This window comes from Streptomyces sp. BoleA5 (assembly GCF_000373665.1).
Taxonomy (GTDB): Bacteria; Actinomycetota; Actinomycetes; order Streptomycetales; family Streptomycetaceae; genus Actinacidiphila.
Genome location: NZ_KB892106.1, coordinates 1 through 17,268, shown reverse-complemented (window position 1 = coordinate 17,268; position 17,268 = coordinate 1). Strand labels below are relative to the sequence as shown.

The 17,268-nt window shown below is 68.6% G+C and carries 14 protein-coding genes and 1 pseudogene; 4 read left to right on the top strand and 11 right to left on the bottom strand.

Annotated features, from left to right (window positions below):
- Positions 1-259: 259 nt before the first annotated feature.
- Positions 260-1,378, bottom strand: coding sequence for a fatty acid desaturase family protein (locus B085_RS0120525; protein WP_018560461.1), 1,119 nt, complete (start codon positions 1,376-1,378; stop codon positions 260-262).
- A 7-nt stretch (positions 1,379-1,385) separates the two neighbouring features.
- Positions 1,386-2,441: a ferredoxin reductase gene (locus tag B085_RS0120520; RefSeq protein WP_026251266.1), complete on the bottom strand. Its 1,056-nt coding sequence runs from the start codon at positions 2,439-2,441 to the stop codon at positions 1,386-1,388.
- An 86-nt stretch (positions 2,442-2,527) separates the two neighbouring features.
- On the opposite strand from B085_RS0120520, the gene B085_RS0120515 reads away from it, so the two are divergent.
- On the top strand, positions 2,528-3,667 hold the full coding sequence (locus tag B085_RS0120515) for a PucR family transcriptional regulator (RefSeq protein ID WP_018560459.1): 1,140 nt from the start codon (positions 2,528-2,530) through the stop codon (positions 3,665-3,667).
- A gap of 730 nt (positions 3,668-4,397) precedes the next feature.
- Here the strand turns inward: B085_RS0120515 and B085_RS50885 are convergent.
- Both B085_RS50885 and B085_RS0120510 read right to left on the bottom strand, forming a co-directional pair.
- Positions 4,398-4,736 (bottom strand): annotated as a pseudogene (locus B085_RS50885) (hypothetical protein); the annotation flags it as partial.
- Positions 4,737-4,922: 186 nt separating this feature from the next.
- Complete coding sequence (locus B085_RS0120510; protein ID WP_018560458.1) at positions 4,923-5,897, bottom strand: GlxA family transcriptional regulator; 975 nt, start codon at positions 5,895-5,897, stop codon at positions 4,923-4,925.
- 97 nt (positions 5,898-5,994) lie between these two features.
- Here B085_RS0120510 and B085_RS43100 point away from each other — a divergent pair, with 97 nt between their 5' ends.
- Positions 5,995-6,501: a hypothetical protein gene (locus B085_RS43100; RefSeq protein WP_018560457.1), complete on the top strand. Its 507-nt coding sequence runs from the start codon at positions 5,995-5,997 to the stop codon at positions 6,499-6,501.
- Between the two features lie 509 nt (positions 6,502-7,010).
- Here the strand turns inward: B085_RS43100 and B085_RS51685 are convergent.
- The 5 genes from B085_RS51685 to B085_RS0120485 form a co-directional block, all read right to left on the bottom strand.
- Complete coding sequence (locus B085_RS51685) at positions 7,011-7,130, bottom strand: hypothetical protein (RefSeq protein ID WP_018560456.1); 120 nt, start codon at positions 7,128-7,130, stop codon at positions 7,011-7,013.
- Between the two features lie 19 nt (positions 7,131-7,149).
- The gene (locus B085_RS43095) at positions 7,150-7,335 is read right to left on the bottom strand and encodes an STAS domain-containing protein (RefSeq protein WP_018560455.1); all 186 of its coding nucleotides are present in this window, start codon (positions 7,333-7,335) and stop codon (positions 7,150-7,152) included.
- Positions 7,336-7,425: 90 nt separating this feature from the next.
- Positions 7,426-7,623, bottom strand: a complete 198-nt coding sequence (locus B085_RS0120495) for a hypothetical protein (protein ID WP_158689780.1) — start codon at positions 7,621-7,623, stop codon at positions 7,426-7,428.
- Between the two features lie 388 nt (positions 7,624-8,011).
- The gene (locus tag B085_RS51480; RefSeq protein ID WP_018560453.1) at positions 8,012-8,146 is read right to left on the bottom strand and encodes a hypothetical protein; all 135 of its coding nucleotides are present in this window, start codon (positions 8,144-8,146) and stop codon (positions 8,012-8,014) included.
- Positions 8,147-9,232: 1,086 nt separating this feature from the next.
- Positions 9,233-10,009, bottom strand: a complete 777-nt coding sequence (locus B085_RS0120485) for a polysaccharide deacetylase family protein (protein ID WP_018560452.1) — start codon at positions 10,007-10,009, stop codon at positions 9,233-9,235.
- A 983-nt stretch (positions 10,010-10,992) separates the two neighbouring features.
- Between B085_RS0120485 and B085_RS0120480 the strand changes: the two genes are divergently transcribed.
- The gene (locus tag B085_RS0120480) at positions 10,993-12,969 is read left to right on the top strand and encodes an AAA family ATPase (RefSeq protein WP_018560451.1); all 1,977 of its coding nucleotides are present in this window, start codon (positions 10,993-10,995) and stop codon (positions 12,967-12,969) included.
- A gap of 88 nt (positions 12,970-13,057) precedes the next feature.
- Here B085_RS0120480 and B085_RS0120475 read toward each other — a convergent pair whose 3' ends face one another.
- Entirely contained in the window at positions 13,058-15,730 is a 2,673-nt protein-coding gene (locus tag B085_RS0120475) for a DEAD/DEAH box helicase (RefSeq protein ID WP_026251265.1), read from the bottom strand.
- 241 nt (positions 15,731-15,971) lie between these two features.
- Here B085_RS0120475 and B085_RS0120470 point away from each other — a divergent pair, with 241 nt between their 5' ends.
- On the top strand, positions 15,972-16,283 hold the full coding sequence (locus B085_RS0120470) for a hypothetical protein (RefSeq protein ID WP_018560449.1): 312 nt from the start codon (positions 15,972-15,974) through the stop codon (positions 16,281-16,283).
- On the opposite strand, the gene B085_RS45725 is transcribed toward B085_RS0120470, so the two are convergent.
- Positions 16,255-16,710, bottom strand: a complete 456-nt coding sequence (locus tag B085_RS45725) for a hypothetical protein (RefSeq protein WP_158689779.1) — start codon at positions 16,708-16,710, stop codon at positions 16,255-16,257. The two genes, B085_RS0120470 and B085_RS45725, sit on opposite strands and share 29 nt — an antisense overlap.
- Positions 16,711-17,268: the final 558 nt, after the last annotated feature.

Genomic DNA, 17,268 nt, shown 5'->3' with positions numbered 1-17,268 from the left:
GGGCCGGGAGCGGGCCGGCCTGAGTTCCACCGGAGACCGGACAGGGCCCGACCACGGCAGGTCAGCGCACTACAACACCTCGCCGGGGGCTGGGTGCTGAGCTCCTGGCGCACGTCCCAGGCAGCGCAGCCGGACACCGGGCTGCCCGGATCCCGTGTCGTACGGTCTGATGTCGCGGTCGCCCACCGTCCGCAACGGATCTCACCGAACCCGGCGGTGCCGCCGGTACGGCCGGAAGATCTGAACCAATACCGGGAATTCAGGCCGCGACGAGCTCCTGCTCGCAGTCCGGCGTCGTGACCTTGGGCTTCTTGTTCGGCAGCGAGAGCCGGACAACCTTGTGCCACGCGGAGAACACCTGCTTGGGCAGCGGGCCGGTGACGTACTCCAGCTCGTACTTCTCGAACAGCGCGCGCACCTTCACCGCGACCTCGGCGTACCGGTTGCTCGGCAGGTCCGGGAACAGGTGGTGCTCGATCTGGTGCGACAGGTTGCCGGTCATGAAGTGCATGGCCTTGCTGCCGCTGATGTTTGCCGAGCCCATCATCTGGCGCAGGTACCACTGGCCGCGCGTCTCGCCCTTGATCGACCGGCGCTCGAAAACCTGTACGCCCTCGGGGAAGTGCCCGCACATGATCACCGAATGGGACCAGATGTTGCGGACCAGGTTCGCGGTGAATGTGGCGGTAAGCGTGGTGAGGAACGACGGACCTGACAGCAGCGGGTGGATCACGTAGTCCTTGAGCACCTGCTTACGGATCTTGCGGCCCACGGCCGTGGCCCGCGCGCGGAACTCCGGGCTCTTGCGGCGGCGCTTGTGCAGGTTCTTGCCGAGCTCCAGGTCGTACGCTGCGATGCCGTACTCGAAGAAGCAGGCGTTGATGAAGTTCCACAGCGGCTGGCCGAGGTGGAACGGGTGCCACTTTTGGTCCTCGTCGACGCGCATGATGCCGTAGCCGAGGTCGTTGTCCTTGCCGATCACGTTGGTGTACGTGTGGTGCAGCTCGTTGTGCGAGTGCTTCCACTGCTCGGACGGCGAGACGTGATCCCACTCCCAGGTGGTGGAGTGGATCTTCGGGTCTCGCATCCAGTCCCACTGGCCGTGCAGGACGTTGTGGCCGATCTCCATGTTGTCCATGATCTTCGCCACGGACAGCCCGGCGGTGCCGAGCAGCCACGCGGGCGGGAAGATCGAGAACAGCAGCACGCCTCTGCTGACCAGCTCGAGCTTGCGCTGCGCCGAGATGACCTTACGGATGTAGGCGGCGTCTTTCTCGCCGCGGCTGGCGATCACCTCGTCGCGGATCGCGTCCAGCTCACGGCCAAGCTCCTTGATCTGCTCCGCGGTCAGGTGGGCGGTGGGGTCGATGGCGGTCAAGGTGCTCCTACCGTTCGATGTCGCAGGGGCCCGCCGCGGCGGACACGCAGGTCTGGATGAGGACGCCCGGCTCGGCCTCGGTGATCTCGCCGGTGCGCAGGTCGCGGACGGCGCCCGCCTTGAGCGGCGTGATGCAGCCGAAGCAGATGCCCATGCGGCACCCGGAGGGCATGAGCACGCCGGCCTCCTCACCGATGTCCAGCAACGGCGTGGCGCTGTCCGCATCGACGGTCTTGCCGGTGGCGCTGAATGTGACCTCGCCGCCGTCGCCGGCGACGACGATGCTGGGGCGGAAGCGTTCGGTGTGCAGGCGCTCTTGTACGCCGTGCTCGGTCCAGTGCTCTTCGGCGGCGTCGAGCAGGCCCGCGGGCCCGCAAGCCCAGGTCTCGCGCTCGGACCAGTCGGGCACGAGTTCGTCGAGACGGGCGATGTCGAGCATGCCGTCTGTGTCGGTGTGCACCTCCCTGAGCCGCAGCTTCTTGTCCGCGACCAGGTCGTGCAGCTCCTTGCGGAAAATCACGTCTTGCGGCTGTGGCGCGCAGTGGACCATGACGACGTCGTCGAACTCGATGTCGCGCAGCATGCCCATCACGGGCGTGATGCCGCTGCCGGCCGTCAGGTAGAGCACCTTGTCGGGCTTGGCCTGCGGCAGCACGAAGTCACCGGTCGGCTGGTCGAGCTGGATCAGCGTGCCCGGTTTCGCTCTGCGGACCAGGTAGTTGCTGACCTTGCCGTCCGGGATCGCCTTCACGGTGATCGTGACGCGGCCGTCCTGGCGGTTTGTCGGCGAGGTGATGGAGTAGGCACGCCACAGGCGCACCCCGTCGACGTCGACCCCGATCCGCACGTACTGACCGGCTGTGTGACCGCGCCAGCCCCGTCCTGGCCTGATCACGATAGTCGCGGCGTCACCCGTCTCGGGGTGCACGGCCTCGATGCGCCCACGCAGGTCAGCGCCCGCACGCAGCGGGCTGACCAGGTCGAGGTAGTCCGACGGCAGCAGCGGCGTCGTGACCATCTCCAGCAGTTTCCACGCCCTGCTGCGGAGGGCTGCACTCGTCATGACTCCAGCTTGCTGCGCCTCAAGGCGTAAAGTCCTGACCGCAGGACGTGAATCTGGTCGGCTGAATTGTTCGCAGGGAACAAAACGTGAGCCATGCAATCAGGAGGGCCAGCGGACTGGCCCTGGATGAGACGACGGTCACCGCACTTCGGGCCGCGCTGAAGACCACCGCCGACGAGGTCGTCCAGGCGATCATCGACGAGGTCCCTTCCTACGCCAACGCCCTTTCGGGCAGCATGGGCGGCACCATCCGCCGAGCCGTCCGCACCGCCCTGGGGCACTACCTGGACCTCGCGAGCGGGAACGCCACAGGCGGCGACGCCGGTGACGCAGCCTACGAGTTGGGCCGCGGCGAGGTGCGCGACGGCCGTTCGATGGACGCCCTGCTCAGCGCCTACCGCGTCGGCGCCCGCGTGGCCTGGCGATGCCTGGCAGCGGGTGCCGTGTCCGCAGGTCTGCCCGCCGCCGAGGTCGCCAAGTTCGCCGAGCTGACCTTCGCCTACATCGACGAGCTCTCCGCCGCGAGCGCCGCGGGCCACGCTGACGAACTGGCTGCCCGGGGCAGGGCCCACGAGCGCCAGCTGGAACACCTGGCCCGCGACCTTCTCGCCGGCGCGAGCCCGGACGTGCTGCTGGCCTCTGTTCAACGGGCCGGGTGGCAGCCTCCGGTTTCGCTGACCGCGGTCCTGCTGCCTGCCGCGCAGTCCAGGCCTGCCTACCGCGCGCTCGACCCGAGCACCCTCGTCCTCGACGATCTGCCGGATGCCACCGGTGTGCTGCTCGTCCCGGATGCCGACCGATCACATCTCTTGCGGCAGCTAACCGGCCGCACCGCCGTGGTCGGCCCGGCCCGGCCATGGACTCGTGCGTCCGCCTCGTACGCACGAGCCGTACGCGCGCGCTCCCTCTCCTCTGATATTCGCGACACCGAGGACCACCTGCCCGAGCTGGTGCTGAGCGCCGACGTGGACGCGTTCGCAGACCTGCGTGTCCAAGCCCTCGCACCGTTGCGGACCTTGCCTGTCGCGACCGCACAGCGGCTGGAGGAGACGTTGCGGGCGTGGCTGCTGCACCAGGGCAGGCGGGACGAGGTGGCGGCGGCGTTGTTCGTCCACCCCCAGACAGTCCGGTACCGGATGTCGCAGCTGCGGGAGCTGTTTCCGGATCTCGCATCGCCACACCGGGTCCTTGAGCTGACTCTGGCGGTCGGTCTCCGGGTCAGCTGACCGTCCACGGCCGCGTCCGCGAGCGGTCCAGGAATCGTGCCTCGTTCTCGGTGCCATCAGCTGGCTCATGCGGCCCGTGGGAAGAGCGGTATGAGCCAGCTGAGACCGGGGGTTGATGCAAGGCCGGGTAGTTAACGTATTCGTGCTGGTGGCAATGGGTTCATGGGTTGCCCTGGCTGGTGTAGTTGGCGGGTCCGGTTTGGCGGATGAGTCCGTGGCGGGCCCATCATCCGCAAACAGAGCGGGCGCAACACCGGTGCGCGGCCCTTCGTTTGCCGTTGCGGCGGGGGTTGCGCTGTGCGTTGCGGCGCCGGTTGCGCGGGCCGTTGCGGCGTCCGTTGCGCACGCACCACCGACCGCCCCGCGTTTTCCCAGGTCACAGCCCATTTTACCGAAGCACGCGGTCCTGACTTCCCCTTGTGGGAGGGGGTAGGCGGGGTTTCCCTGCGCGGGCGCGCCCGCTCTCGCCCGTAGCGGGACCTGGCCCGGGGGGCCGCTGCGCGGGGCTGACGAGAAGCGGGGTGCGGCCCGGCGGGGCGGGCCGCGGTGGCGGTCCGCGGGCTTTCCGAACGGCACGAGGCTCCCGGGAACCACGGGGAGAGAGAACTGTGCGAGGACTGCGAAAGCCACGCGAGGGTCGCCGCGCTCCAGGCCGAGCGCGAAAGCCGCGGGACTCGACATCACCGGCGCCCGCTGGGGCCTTCCCGGGGCCGAAGCCGTCCTCCGGCTCCGCACTGTGGAAGGCGTGCGCGGCGGCGCAGACGTACTCGGCAACGTGAACGAAGTCCAGCAGGACGTGCACCGTGATCCCGCGCCGGTGGGTGCCTGGAGTCGCGGGCCTGAGCTTGGTCGAAGGCATCGGCGATGACCTGCTCGGGTGGGCGGACCAGGGATGCGGTCGGCCTCGGCGGCGATCAGGTCGAGCTGGTGGCGGGCTCCGTCGACCAGGACAATCCAGGGCCGCTCCTCGAACAGCGAACCCATCAGCAGCCCTCCAGCACCACTTGTTCTCCGCTTTCGGCCCTCTGCGAGCGGGGCGTTCGCCACTGCGGCCGCCGGGCGGGTAAATGCCTCGCCTGGCTGTGAGATGCCGGATCAGACTCGGCGAGGAGAAGGAGAGCAGGAAATGGCTGCGGGACGACCGGTCTCCGATCGTGTACCCGACCCTCTGCGAGGTAATGGCCCGGGCGCCGTGCCCGCCATCGTGACTGCCGCTTCACCCACCGGGCCGATTCCGGAGAAGGTCGAAGGGGCCCTACTTGGCGGAGTGCCCGGTCTGTGTTGCCCGGTAGCGCGACGGTGAGATCCCGTATCGGCTGGTGAAAGCCTGGCGCAGCGTCTCGGTCGAACCGAACCCGCACCGCGTGGCCACGCTTGCCAGCGGAAGCGCGGTGGACGCCAGCAGGTGAGCGGCCGCCTCGGTGCGGGCCTGGCGTACGAACCGGCCCGGCGGCTGCCCGAGGTGTTCCAGGAACAGCCGGGTGAGGTGGCGCGGGGTCACGCCCGCGCGGGCCGCCAACGCGGCCGCGTTCAAGTCGTGGTCCAGATGGCTCGTAATGTGTTCGATGAGCTGTCGGACCATGTCGTTCTTGGGTGCCGGGGCGGCGGTGAACAGGCTCATCTGGGCCTGGTTTCCCGGTCGCTGCAGGTAGGTGACCAGGTCCCGCGCCACCTGGCGGGCCAGCTCGGCGCCGTGATCATCCTCGATGAAGGCGAGGGTGAGATCCAGGGCGCTGGTGATGCCAGCCGCCGTGTAAACGTCTCCGTCGCGTATGTAGATGGGGCTGGAATCCACGGTGATCGCTGGGTGTTGTGCGGCGAGCTGGGATGCGTACCGCCAGTGCGTGGTGGCGCGGCGCCCGTCCAGCAGTCCGGTGGCGGCCAGGATACTGGCCCCGGTACACACCGAGGCCACGCGTCGGCTTTCCTTGGCCAGGCGGCGGACGTGGCCAACGAGCCGCGGGTCAGCGGCCGCCCGCTCGTGTCCCAGGCCGCCCGAGACGATCAACGTGTCGAGCGGACCGGTGAGTCGCTCGAGGGGCTGCTGACTCTGCAATGTCAGGCCCGAGCCACAGGTGATTGGGGTGCTACCCGGACTGGCCACACTCACGCGGTAGGGGAGGGCGGGGTTACGGATCCGATTCGCCATGGCCAGGCTCGTGGTCACGCAGGCGATGTCCAGCAGCTCGGCCGTGTCGTAGCCGACGATCACGATTAAGCGTTCGTCCACGCGGCGACCCTATGCCAAAGAGACCGGCACCCCAAGGTTCCAGACGTCTCATGGGGCGCCGCCTTCTCATGGAACCGGCCGGACCAACAGTGGAGCCATGACCGACACCATCGCTTCGGGAGGCCACCTGATGATCGGCTCCGCTCAGGACGACAAGACATCGGCCACGGCCGGCCGGGATGGTTCAGAGACCGCCACCTTCGGCTTTGTGAGCACGCTCAAGCACCGCTGGCCCACGTGGTTCGCTCTCGCGTTGGTGGTCGCCACGTTCGCGGACGGCCTCCCGGCCCTGGAGTTCCTGGCGTGGCTCCTCGTCGGCATGTCGGTCTGCTACCTGATCTTCGGGGCGTTGCGCGGGGAGCTCCGCAGGCCAGGCGTGCTCATGCTCCAGACGGCAGGGTTGCTCGGCTTCGGTGTCCTGGCCATGGTGGCGCTGGCGGTGGATCACAGCCTCGGCTGGTACGTCCTGGCCGCCGGCTGGCTCGGTCACGCAGCCTGGGACTTCGCCCACCACCGGGCCAAGATGGTTGTGCCTCGGGCGTGGGCGGAGTGGTGCTTCGTCGTCGACCTGCTCGGCGCTGCCGCGATGATCTTCATGTCGTAGCGCCGGGCGGCCTGACGACACACCGGCCGGGTACAGCCGTAGTCCGCACACGAAGCCTGACCGTGCCGCACCCGCCTGCGTGCGGGTCGGCGGGGCGCGGGGACCGCCACAGCTACAGCCACCGGCAAAGTCACGGAAGCGGGCATGGTCAAGGATTTTACGGTCCCGGCAGCACGTGGCCCCCAGGTCCATGCGTCCCTGGGGGGCCAAGCGGGGCTGTGCTTCGGATAGTTCAACGACGGAACCCTGCGGGCGTCACCCCACACGAATGGCCAAAGCCATGGGCGATCTGTCGGTTTCGGAGCAGTGGTTGCGAGAGACAGTTGATCGTTGGTGTGTTGTTGCTGGTAAATGGCTGTTTTTGCGGGGTGGGGCCACTGTCACGAGGGTGAGATCTGGCTCGGGGCGACTGCCATGCGGTGTTATCCAGCAGGTGAACATGCTGTTGTGGGCGCGAGAGATCGCAGCGAAGCCTCGTGTACACCGTGGCTGGCTCATGCAAGGTGCTGTCAGCTGCTCAGGGCGGCCTCGGCGTCGGCGACGGTGTCGAAGACCCGAAGGACGTGATCGGCTCCGGTGATCTCCAGGATCCGGCGCAACTGGTCCGGGACGTCGGTCAGGACCAGCACCGCCCCTGCGGCCTCCGCCTCACGGCGGGCCCAGCAGCACGTTCAGACCCGCCGAGTCACAGAACGACACACCGGCCAGGTTCAGCACGACGGCCCGCTCCGCTCGATCGATCACCTGCGTCAGCCGCCCGAGCAACTCTGGCTGCGAGACATAGTCCATGGTCCCGTGCACCCTCGCCACCAGGCAGGGGCCCGACTCGGTCACCTCGACCGAAAGAAGATCATTCACAACGCCTGCCCAACTGTCTCGCACGGGACCTGAAGAGGTACCGCCGAGAGGGGTGGCCCGGTACCGCTACGAGCGAGGCCAGGCCGCGGGAGTCGTCGGCGGCAGCGGGATCTCATCCAGCCTCAGCCAGCGCTCCTTGCCCTGGGCATCGGGCAGGCGGAACCGTACGTCCCGGGCTTCATCTGCCTCGTACGGGGCGTCCCCGACCGCCCGCAGCAGGGCCCGCAGTCTCGGGTAGGGCGCCTGCATCGCCCGCCCACGCACGCCCCGCCCTCACTGCGCAGAGCAGCCAGCGCCAGGGAAGCGACGTTCGCTCTGGTGGGCAAGCCCGTTCCCGGGGGCTTGCCCACGCTGCAGGCCGGCGGGCGCGTCCGCGGCGGCGGGTCGCCGCGACCGGCTCCTGGTGCTCCTGGCGGGGTGCCTGGACAGTGGGCTGGAGGGTGGTCTGGAGGGTGGTCTGGACGGTTGCGTGCAGGGGTGCACCGAGGGTGGCACCGAAGGTAGCCAGGCCCGTCTTCAGTGTGGTGGTGTTGCTGCTGGTCATGGCCGGTGGGCAAGCCGGTGCGGGACGGCGACACCTCCTCACCAGCGCGATAGCCGCAGGGGAGGGAGAGGTATCTGGTGTCGACCGCGGCGCGGGAACGGCCTCCGGTCAGGTGGTTACGCTGCTCCACGATCGCGGCACCGTGAGGCGGTGTTCGCCGTCACTGCGGGCCAGCAGGCGCCAGCCGTGCGGGTCGACGTCGGCGTCCGTGGCGGCGGCGCAGTTGGCCATGACCTCGAACATCGCCCCCGCCAGTTCCTGCCGGGCCAGGCCGCTGATCTGTGAGAGAGCGGAGCGTGGGCACGGGAACGGTGATCTGCCCGTGGGCCCATTCGTCCAGGACCGCGTGCGCGGTGACCGGCCCGGCGCGCACGATGCGGGCCAGCGTGAAGCGGTACGCCACCACCACGCGGTCACCCCCCTTTGATCACTCCCCCCGGGTGTCACCCTGCGTCGTCCGCTGGCCCATGTCAATGCCCGGCAGGGCACAGCGAACGTCCCCGCAGACCCCGGCACCATTCCTTGCAATATCCCTTGCGCTATCCCTTGCACTATCGCTTGCGCTATCGCTTGCACCCCGGTCTCGGGCCGCGACATTGCCTGCGCCATCACCTGCGGCAACGCCTGCGTCATTACCTGCGCCATCACCTGCGGCTTTGCTGGGACTCACCGGTCTGTTGCCGCAGCTCGCACCTGGTGGTGAGTGAGGCGTGTGGCTCTGACTTCCCCTGGAACCGCCCCTTGGATCCACGAACATGATGGAGAGGGCTGGTTCGTGGGGACCGCTTCCCCGCCGCTGGGCGGGGCGAGGGGGCGCCGCTGGCCCGGCGCCCGGGCCTGGGGTTGTGGCGGCCCCGGGGCGGGGCCGCGCGTGGGGGGCGGCGGCATTGCGGGCCGGGGGGCCGCTTGTGGCGTCGTGGCAGGGGTTGCGAGAGCCGTTGCGGCGGCCGTTGCAGCGGGCGTTGCGGCAGGGGTTGCGGCGGGCGTTGCGCACCCTCCGACGGGCGGCCTGTATCCGCCCTGGTCACGGGTGGTTTTGTGGGCGCCAGCCGGTCTGACTTCTCTTGTGTGGGGGTGTGGGCGTGGCGTAGCCGGCTCCCTGCGCGGGGGTGCGCCCGTCTCTCCGGCCGTCGTGGGGGCGGCCTGGGAGCCGCTGCGCTGGGCCGGTGGTGGGATGGCGGCCCGCAGAGAGCGGGCCGCAGGGACCTCACGACCGACCACACCTGAAATGGGATGCCGAACGAGTCGCCGGAGTTCGGCGGAACCGGTGGCCGCCGCTCCCGCGGTGGCGAGGGGCCCAAGGAGGCGGACGCTTCGCGTGTCAGTCAGTCACTTGTAGATCTTGCCGGGCTCGGCCTTGGACGGAGCGAGCAGCTGGGAGACGGTCACGAAGGTGTAGCCCTGCTTGCTGAGCGCCTCCAGGATGGAAGGCATGGCCGGCACGGTGCCCTTGTGCAGCGGGTGGAGCAGGATGATCCCGTCGCGGCCGGCGCCCTCGAGTACGCGCCTGGTGATCAGCGCGGTGTCATCCGTCTCGTAGTCCTTCGCGGTCACCGTCCACAGCACCTGCGCCATCCCCAGTTCTTTCGAGACCTTGGAGACGCGGTCGTCGGTGCGGCCCTGGGGCGGGCGCATCAGCATCGGCTCGCTGCCGGTGATGCCGGAGATGGCCCGTGCCGTGCGGCGCAGCTCGTCGCGGATCTGCGCATCAGAGACATCGGTCAGCACCGCGTGCGTCCAGGTGTGGTCCCCGATCTCGTGGCCGTCCTTGGCGATCCGCCGCACCACATCCGGGAACTTGTGGATGCGCCGGCCCTCAAGGAAGAACGTCGACGGCGCCTTGTACTCCTTCAGGAGGTCCATCAGCCGGTCGGTGGGTTCGCCCGGATTGCCGTCGAAGGTGAGCGCGATGCACTTGTCCTTCCGGCAGTCCACCTGCCCCGACGGTACGCGGGCTCCTGACGCGGCCCGGCCGCGTTCCTCGCCCGGGGAGAGCGTCTCCATCTTGTTCGCCTGGATGACCATGACGACGGTCACCGTCACGGCCGCCACCACGGCCAGGGTCAGGAGTATGAGCAGGCGAGGCCGCCTCTTCAGGATCTTCACTCGAAAGGAGAAGATTCCAGCGGTGGAGAGGTTGCCTAGCGACCTCGATTGTGAGGCAGGACACGTGGTGCAGCGCGTTTCAAGTGAGCTGCGGCGCCACCTCGGCTGCGATCCGCTCCAGCGCCTCCCCGACGTGCTCGGCCGCCGACAGTGGCGCTGGTGTGCCTCGCGCCGGGCGACGGCCCGCCACTGCGGCCTGCTCCAGACGGGCCACCTCGGCTTCCGCCTCCGCCAGTTCCTTGCCCAGCTACTCGAACCGGTCCGCCAGCACGACCCGCCGCCGAATCACCCACGTCAGCACCGCAGCCACCCGCCGCCCCCCTTTCCCGTCCCGTGAACTCCCTTGATTCCGTGCTCAGTAAACGGCACTGACGCCCTGTGGCCGCAGTTCCGGCGAATCGCTCCATGACCAGACGATCACCTGCTACCGATCACGCCACCGACCAGCATGAGCACCCCCACGACCGGCCACACCAGCCCCGTGACCTGCAAGTTCAGGATGAAACGATCTCACTGATTGCCCGCGCCCTTCACCGCACCGATAGCAGCCCCGACGAAGAAGACGTGAGCTGACAGCGTGGGCCCCCGGGCCATTGCCGACCCGGAGGCCCATGTGAGTGGGTGCGTTGGTGGCATTGGGCGGGCGTCAGCGGGGCGGGATGTCGGGTGCCTGGTCACGAGGTCGTTGCGGGCAGGTCTGCTGTCATGAAGTGACCAGGCGGCTGCTGTTTTCTGGCCAGTGTGAGGCGGGCCGGCTGTCATGGAGGTGGCTGCTCTCAGCCGGGTAAGCCCGGAGCGAGTCAGGCCCCGTCCCTGTCCAGGGACGGGGCCTATTCCCAGCGCACTCTTCCCCACCCCCGTGGGGGGCGGCGGCCCGGCGGACAGAAACCGGCCGCGACTGTCAGTGGCGGGATTCATACTGACTGATCAAGCCCGCGGTATGCGGATCAGACAGGGCAACGTGGCCCTTGGAGGGGAGTGCCATGCTGGTGACGTCCGTGGAGATCGAGGCGTTCCGCAACATCACGAACAAGCAGACCATGGCGGTCGACCCCGAGGTCACGTGCCTGATTGGCAAGAACGAGTCGGGCAAGACGACGGTTCTCAAGGCTCTGCATCGGCTGAACCCGGCCAACAACGCCGACGACTTCCATGTCACCACCGACTACCCACGGCGGGACTTGTCCAGGCACCGGCGCACGAAGGATCTCGACACGGTCGCTGCCGTGACGGCCGTCTTCAAGCTGGAAGATGCGGACTTCGACGCGATCGAGGAACTAGTCGGCGTACGGCCGCCGACGAAGGCGTACGTCAAGGCGTCCCGCCTGTACGACGGCAGCCTCCGAGCCGATGTGCACTGCGCCCTCGAGGACGTCCTGGCGGACGTCTTCGAAGAAGCCGGCGTCGACGAAGAGGACGACCAGAAGGCCATCACGGGGGACCACACGACCATCGAGGCCGTGAGCGCCGCGGCGAAGGCCCACGCCAAAGAAGTCGGCGCTGGCAAGAAGACGGCCCGGGTCAAGGCGATCGAGAAGGTCCCGGCCGAGCTGGACCGGCGCAAGCGGTACGTCGAAGGGAATTTTGACGATGAGGAGCAGGACCAGCTGATCGAGCTGCTCCCGAAGTTCTTCTACTTCTCCAACTACGAGATGCTCCCTGGTGACTGCGACCTCCACTCCCTCGCCGAACGCGCGAGGACCCGGCAGTGGGAGCGCGGGGACGAGACCATGATGTCCCTGCTCCGACTTGCAGGAGAGGGGCCGGAGGACTTCCTGGACGAGGACTACGCCAGCCGCAAGGCGGAGCTCCAGGCCGCTAGCCTGGACCTGAGCGCTCAGGTTTTCGAGTACTGGAAGCAGAACGAGGACCTCACGGTCGTCTTCGACACCGACCTCATACCCATGCCCCCGGACGTCAACGGCCAGCCGCAGCCCCACCACCGGCTGCTCAAGATCGAGCTACGCGATGACCGGCACGGCGGCGTGGAGACCAACTTCTCCACCCGTTCCACAGGCTTCCAGTGGTTCTTCTCCTTCCTCGCCGCGTTCAGTGCTTACCGCGACACCGATGAGCGCGTCGTTGTCCTGCTGGATGAACCGGGCACCAGCCTGCACGGGGAGGCGCAAGGCGACTTCCTGCGGTACGTCTACGGTGAGCTTGGGCCCAAGCAGCAGGTCCTTTACACCACCCACTCTCAGCACATGATCGACCCCACGCGGTACGAGACCATGCGCGCCATCCACGACCAGGCGACCCGCACAGACCCGAGCCTGGGCGTGGTCATCACTTCGGTCAGCCTGTCGGCCGATCCCAAGACGATCCTGCCGGTGGAAGCGGCACTCGGATACTCCGTGGCGCAGCACCTGTTCCTTGGAGCCGGACCCCTCCTGGCCGTGGAAGGCAGCAGCGACTTCGTCTTCCTCATGCGCATGTCCGATTACCTGGTCAGCCAGGGCCGCACCGGTCTCGACCCCCGGCTGGCCATCATTCCGGTCGGCGGCATCGGCAACATGCCAGCCTTCATCGCCGTCATGGGACGCCGACTGTCCGTCCGGGCGCTCATCGACGGAGCCGAGACCACCAAGGTGACCGCCAAGGTTCTCAGCGCTGCCGAGGCGGCCGAAGTCGACACGTCCCACATCACCGTCATCGGCCAGCTCGACGGGCTCCCGGACACGGCCGACATCGAGGACCTGTTCTCCGCCAAGGACTACCTCTGGCTCTACAACAAGGCGACCGAGGTGACTATCAACGAGGAAGACCTGATCACCCCCGATACGCCCCTCCCGATCCTCAAGCGCATCGGGATCGCCAGGGAACGTCAACACAAGCCCCGGGACTTCGACCACGTCGGACCCGCACACCAACTCACCCGGGACAAGGACGCTTTCTTCGCGCAGGTCGACGACGAGACCCTCGACCGCTTCGAGACGGTCTTCAAGAAGCTCACGGCCTGAACTGCAGACAGCACGAGACCCCGGGCGGCCATGACAGCCCGGGGTCTCGTGCGGGTCCGGCAGGTTTAACGCCCGCCGACGGCAGATCTCACGCCCACTCGACTCCGAGCTCGGCCAGCGCAGCCCGCTGCTGGGGGGTGAGCCGGTGTCGGCGGGTTTTGGTGTTGGAGATCCATACGCCCAGCCGGACAGCCACCGGCTCCGCCTCGCCTTGGACGGTGATGGGTTCGGTGTGTCCTCTGGGTACGGGCCGGCCTGCGCCTTCCCGTTCCACCCACTGCGTGAGTGCTGCCAGGCCGCGGTGGAACGCCTGTGACGCCTTGCCTGGGCCCTTCGCCGTAGCCTTGGCGGCCGGGGAGGGGGACGGCGCCTCAGCGGGCGTGACGCCCAGCTGGGACAGCCGTTGCTGCTGTTCGGGGCTGAGCTGCGCCCAGTCCCGCGATTGGCGGGCGATGAAGGCCCCAAGATCATCCCCATTGAAAGTGACACCGGGCTCGATACCAGCCACCGAATGGTCGGGCTCGGTCTCTGCCAGGTCCCGTAGTACGGCGTAGTGGCGTTGCCAGTCCAGGGGCCAGGGGCAGTCCCAGTCTTCATCGATCGCGGCCAGCTGTGCGGCGCGTGCCGCAGCCCGTTCGGGGTTTTTGCCGAGGCCGTCTTTGCGGCGGAGGTTGGCTAGGTGCTGCCCGATCGGCACGAGCGTCCCGTCGCTGTCGGCCCATACGGCGTCTTGTCTGGGTGCGAGGTGGCCGTGGGCGCGGTGGTAGGCGCGCAGGGTTGCGAGTTTGGTCTCCCAGGCCTGGTCGCCGGGTTCCCAGACCATGCCGGCCTCGTCGAGCAGCGTCGTGCGGTGTTCTTCGAGTTCCCCGGCCCGCAGCGTCCGGCGTTGCTGGTGGATCCAGCGTCCGAGGGGGAACCGGGTCACGCCCAGATCGACCTGCGTGTCATAGGGGACGGCATACAGGCCGGTGATGCCGTTTTCGGCCCGCCAGCGTCGTAGGGCTTGGTAGCCCTCGAGCCACACCAGGGACTCGGGTCGGTAGACGCGGGTGCGTAGGAACGCGGCGATGGTGGCGGGGTCGCGGGGGGTGGCGAAGTTCAGCAGTGCCGGCTCCATCGCGGCTTCCGTCTCCGTCCCGCGCTCCGTTCCGCCCTGGTCCTCGCCGGCGGTGCGGCCGTCGGCGTTGATGATGCGGCCTTCGGCGTCCCGTATCACGTGGATCGTGCGCGCTCCGCTGCTGCGGGCGCGGTTGGCGAGCTGCTCGACCAGGTGCTCTGAGTGTGAGCGGAGCCCTTGAAGGATGGCTACGAGAGGTGCGTATGAGGCGGAGGCGAGCATGTTGTCGGGGTCTTCGCCGGGTTGGAGGAAGACGGGCACGATGATCCGGGCGGTCTTTGTGGTGCCGTCGGGGTTGGGGCGCAGCGCCCGGCCGATGTTCTGGACGATCTCGACTTGGGAGCCGCGGGTGTCGGCGAAGCAGACGGCTTCGACGCCGCGTGTCCCGACGATGTCGACGCCTTCCCCGAGGACGCGGACGCTGGCGAGGAACGCCCGGTGGACCCGGCGCCCGTGGGCGTCGGTGCCGTTCGCGAACTGAGCGATGGCCTCGCGCCGCTCGGAGACCAGGTGGTCGCCGCACAGCCACTGCGCCCAGACCCGGCCTGGGGGCACGTGCCGGTGCGCCGGGAGTTCGCCGGCCTCGGCGCCGATCGGGGATGTTGGGCGGGCGTCCGCTTCGGCCAGCGCGTACGCCGGGATCTCGTCCTGATGCAGGGCGGCGGCGGTGGCCGGTAGTTTCGCGGCGAACGCTGCGGCTTCCTCGACCCGTTGGTGGAACGTCATGACCGTGGTGAGGTTCCGTTGCGCGGCGTGTTCCAGCAGTGCGGCCTGCAGCAAAGCGAGGCGCCGGCCCCGCACCGCTTCCTCGGATGCCCCCACGGTCCAGTCCGGGTCCTCGATCTCCAGGACGTCGATCTCGAAGCCGGCGAGGATGCCGCGTTCGATCGCCTCGGACAAGCCGAGTTCGTAGATCCACTTCCCGTAGGTCCCGGCCGGGTCGTCGCTCATGGAGGCGATCTCCAGCTCGGTCCCGCCCCTCCCCACCGGTGGGCGTGGCGCGGCCAGGATCCGCGGGGTCGCGGTCATGTACAGCCGGTACGCGACCGGGATGCGGGTGTTGTCGTGGATCGCCGCCCAGGGCCGGCCCATGTCCCCGGCCGTGCCGTGCGCCTCATCCACGACGGCCAGGTCAAACGAGGCCATCCGCTGCCCGTACAACCGTTCCCCGCCCACCAGAGCGGCCTCCAGCGGCCCGCGGACGCGCCCCTCGCCCGTCAGGTCGTCGATGTCGTCGCGGTCCACCAGCGAGGCGTACGTGGCCAGCACCACCACCGGCCCAGACCCCGCCCACAGCGCGAGCCGAACCGGATTCGTCGTCGCCCGCACCCCGAGCTGCTCCAGGACCTCGTCGCCCTCCAGCGAGCACACCGCGACCATCGGCCCGCGGTGCCCGACCCGGCGCCAGGCCTGCGCGGTCTGCACCAGCAGATCCAGCGTGGGCACCATGACCAGAATCCGGCCCTCCCGGAACAGATCCAGCGCGGCCACGGCGGCCGTGATCGTCTTCCCCGACCCCGTGGCAGACACCAGCGTGGCCCGCGCCCCCTCCACCGGAACAGCAGACCGTGCAGGAAATCCCACCCACTGCCGGATACGCGCATGCGCGTCCACCTGGTGCTCACGAAGCTGAATTCCAGGCATTCTCTCGTTTCTCCTGCAGTCTTTCCTACGACCTACCAAACGGACGGTCCAGAGCTGCCAGCAAGCGGCCCCATCATCCCGCACCACGGCTACGCCCCCGGGGGACCGGAACCGATAAACCGGCAGACCACCCCGGAAGGGGCGGCCTGACGCCGGACGCCCTCACCGTGTCCACATATGCTCACCCCCGCCTCCAACAACGAGACAGGAGGCGGCACAGGCGGGGGCAGGGGAGAAGCGCATGTGGGACGGGATCGAACTGTGGCTGCGCAAGGCCGGCGGTCCGCTGCTCCTGGGCGTGTTCGTGGCGGCCAACGCGGTGGCCCGTGAGCAGTGGTGGCTGCCATGGCGCGTGGTGGTTCTCCTCGTGGGTCTCGGGTCGGTGGTGGGGTGTGGGGTCGAGACGTGGAAACTGCTCCGCAGCCGGGTCCCGGCCAAGACGGCCCTGGACCGCCTGGAAGGAGTCGGGAGCGGGGAAAGACCGGGTCTGGGATCGGACGCGCCGCTCCCGGTCCAGGATGCCCTCACCACCCCTCCTCGCCCGGGCCGATAACGGCCTGCCCCACCAGACCGGCGAGGTGATGAGCCCGCTCGTCCTCGCCGCCACGGACATGGACGTACACCGCGTGCCCCACCGCCGGTTCATGCTCAGCGGTGGAGTTGATACACATCTGCACACCCGTCCGCGCATACTCCAAATCCAGCCCCAGCTCCGGCACAGCCGGCCAGTGCAGCCCCATCCACGCCAGCTGCTCACGCGCTTCAGGCGCGGCAAGGGGGAGGAAGCGGCCCAGGACGTCCTCCCCGGCGATCTCCTCCGCATCGAGCTCCCCGGGCAGCAGCCGCGCGACTACTTCCGGATCCTCGGGCAGCTCACCCGCCCGCAAGCGGGATTCACCGAAGGAACACCATGCCTCGGGGAAGAGCTCACGGGCTTTCAGAGTATCCGCAATATGTAGCAGTTCGGCGTCCACGAACACGTTCCCATCCCACTCTCCGCAGTGCACCAGAGCCGAAGCCACCGCCAAGGCCTGTCTCGCATCCAAGGTCCGGAAGACCGGATAGGCTACTGACACCCCCACAAAATTTCACCTCGCTCCAAGGCCTCCAAATAGAAGGCGAGCCCCCCCAGGGGGCATCACCTATTTCCCAACCCTACATGCTGCATCAAACCGATGCATTCGCGATCCACACAAGCCCCGCCATCGCGTAGCCAGCCGGGCCCGCGTCAGCGGGCCCTAACGGCACGAGGCGAAGCCGAGGGCCAGTCAGGGGAGCGAAGCGACCCTGACCTTGAGGACGCGTCAGCGTCCCCAAGGTGGGCTGAAGCGAAGCGGAAGCCCACCAAGGCCCGAAAGGGCCGGCCGAACAAAGTGAGGCCAGCCCCGCGCAGCGGGGCCCAACCCGCTGACGAAGTCAGCGGGTTCACGGACCGCGAAGCGGTCCCCACCGCCGAGCACCGCGAGGCGGCCAGCCCCCCGCGAAGCGGGGGGCTTTCGCTTGCACAGCGCGCAGCGCTGTGGTACCCGCTCCGCGGG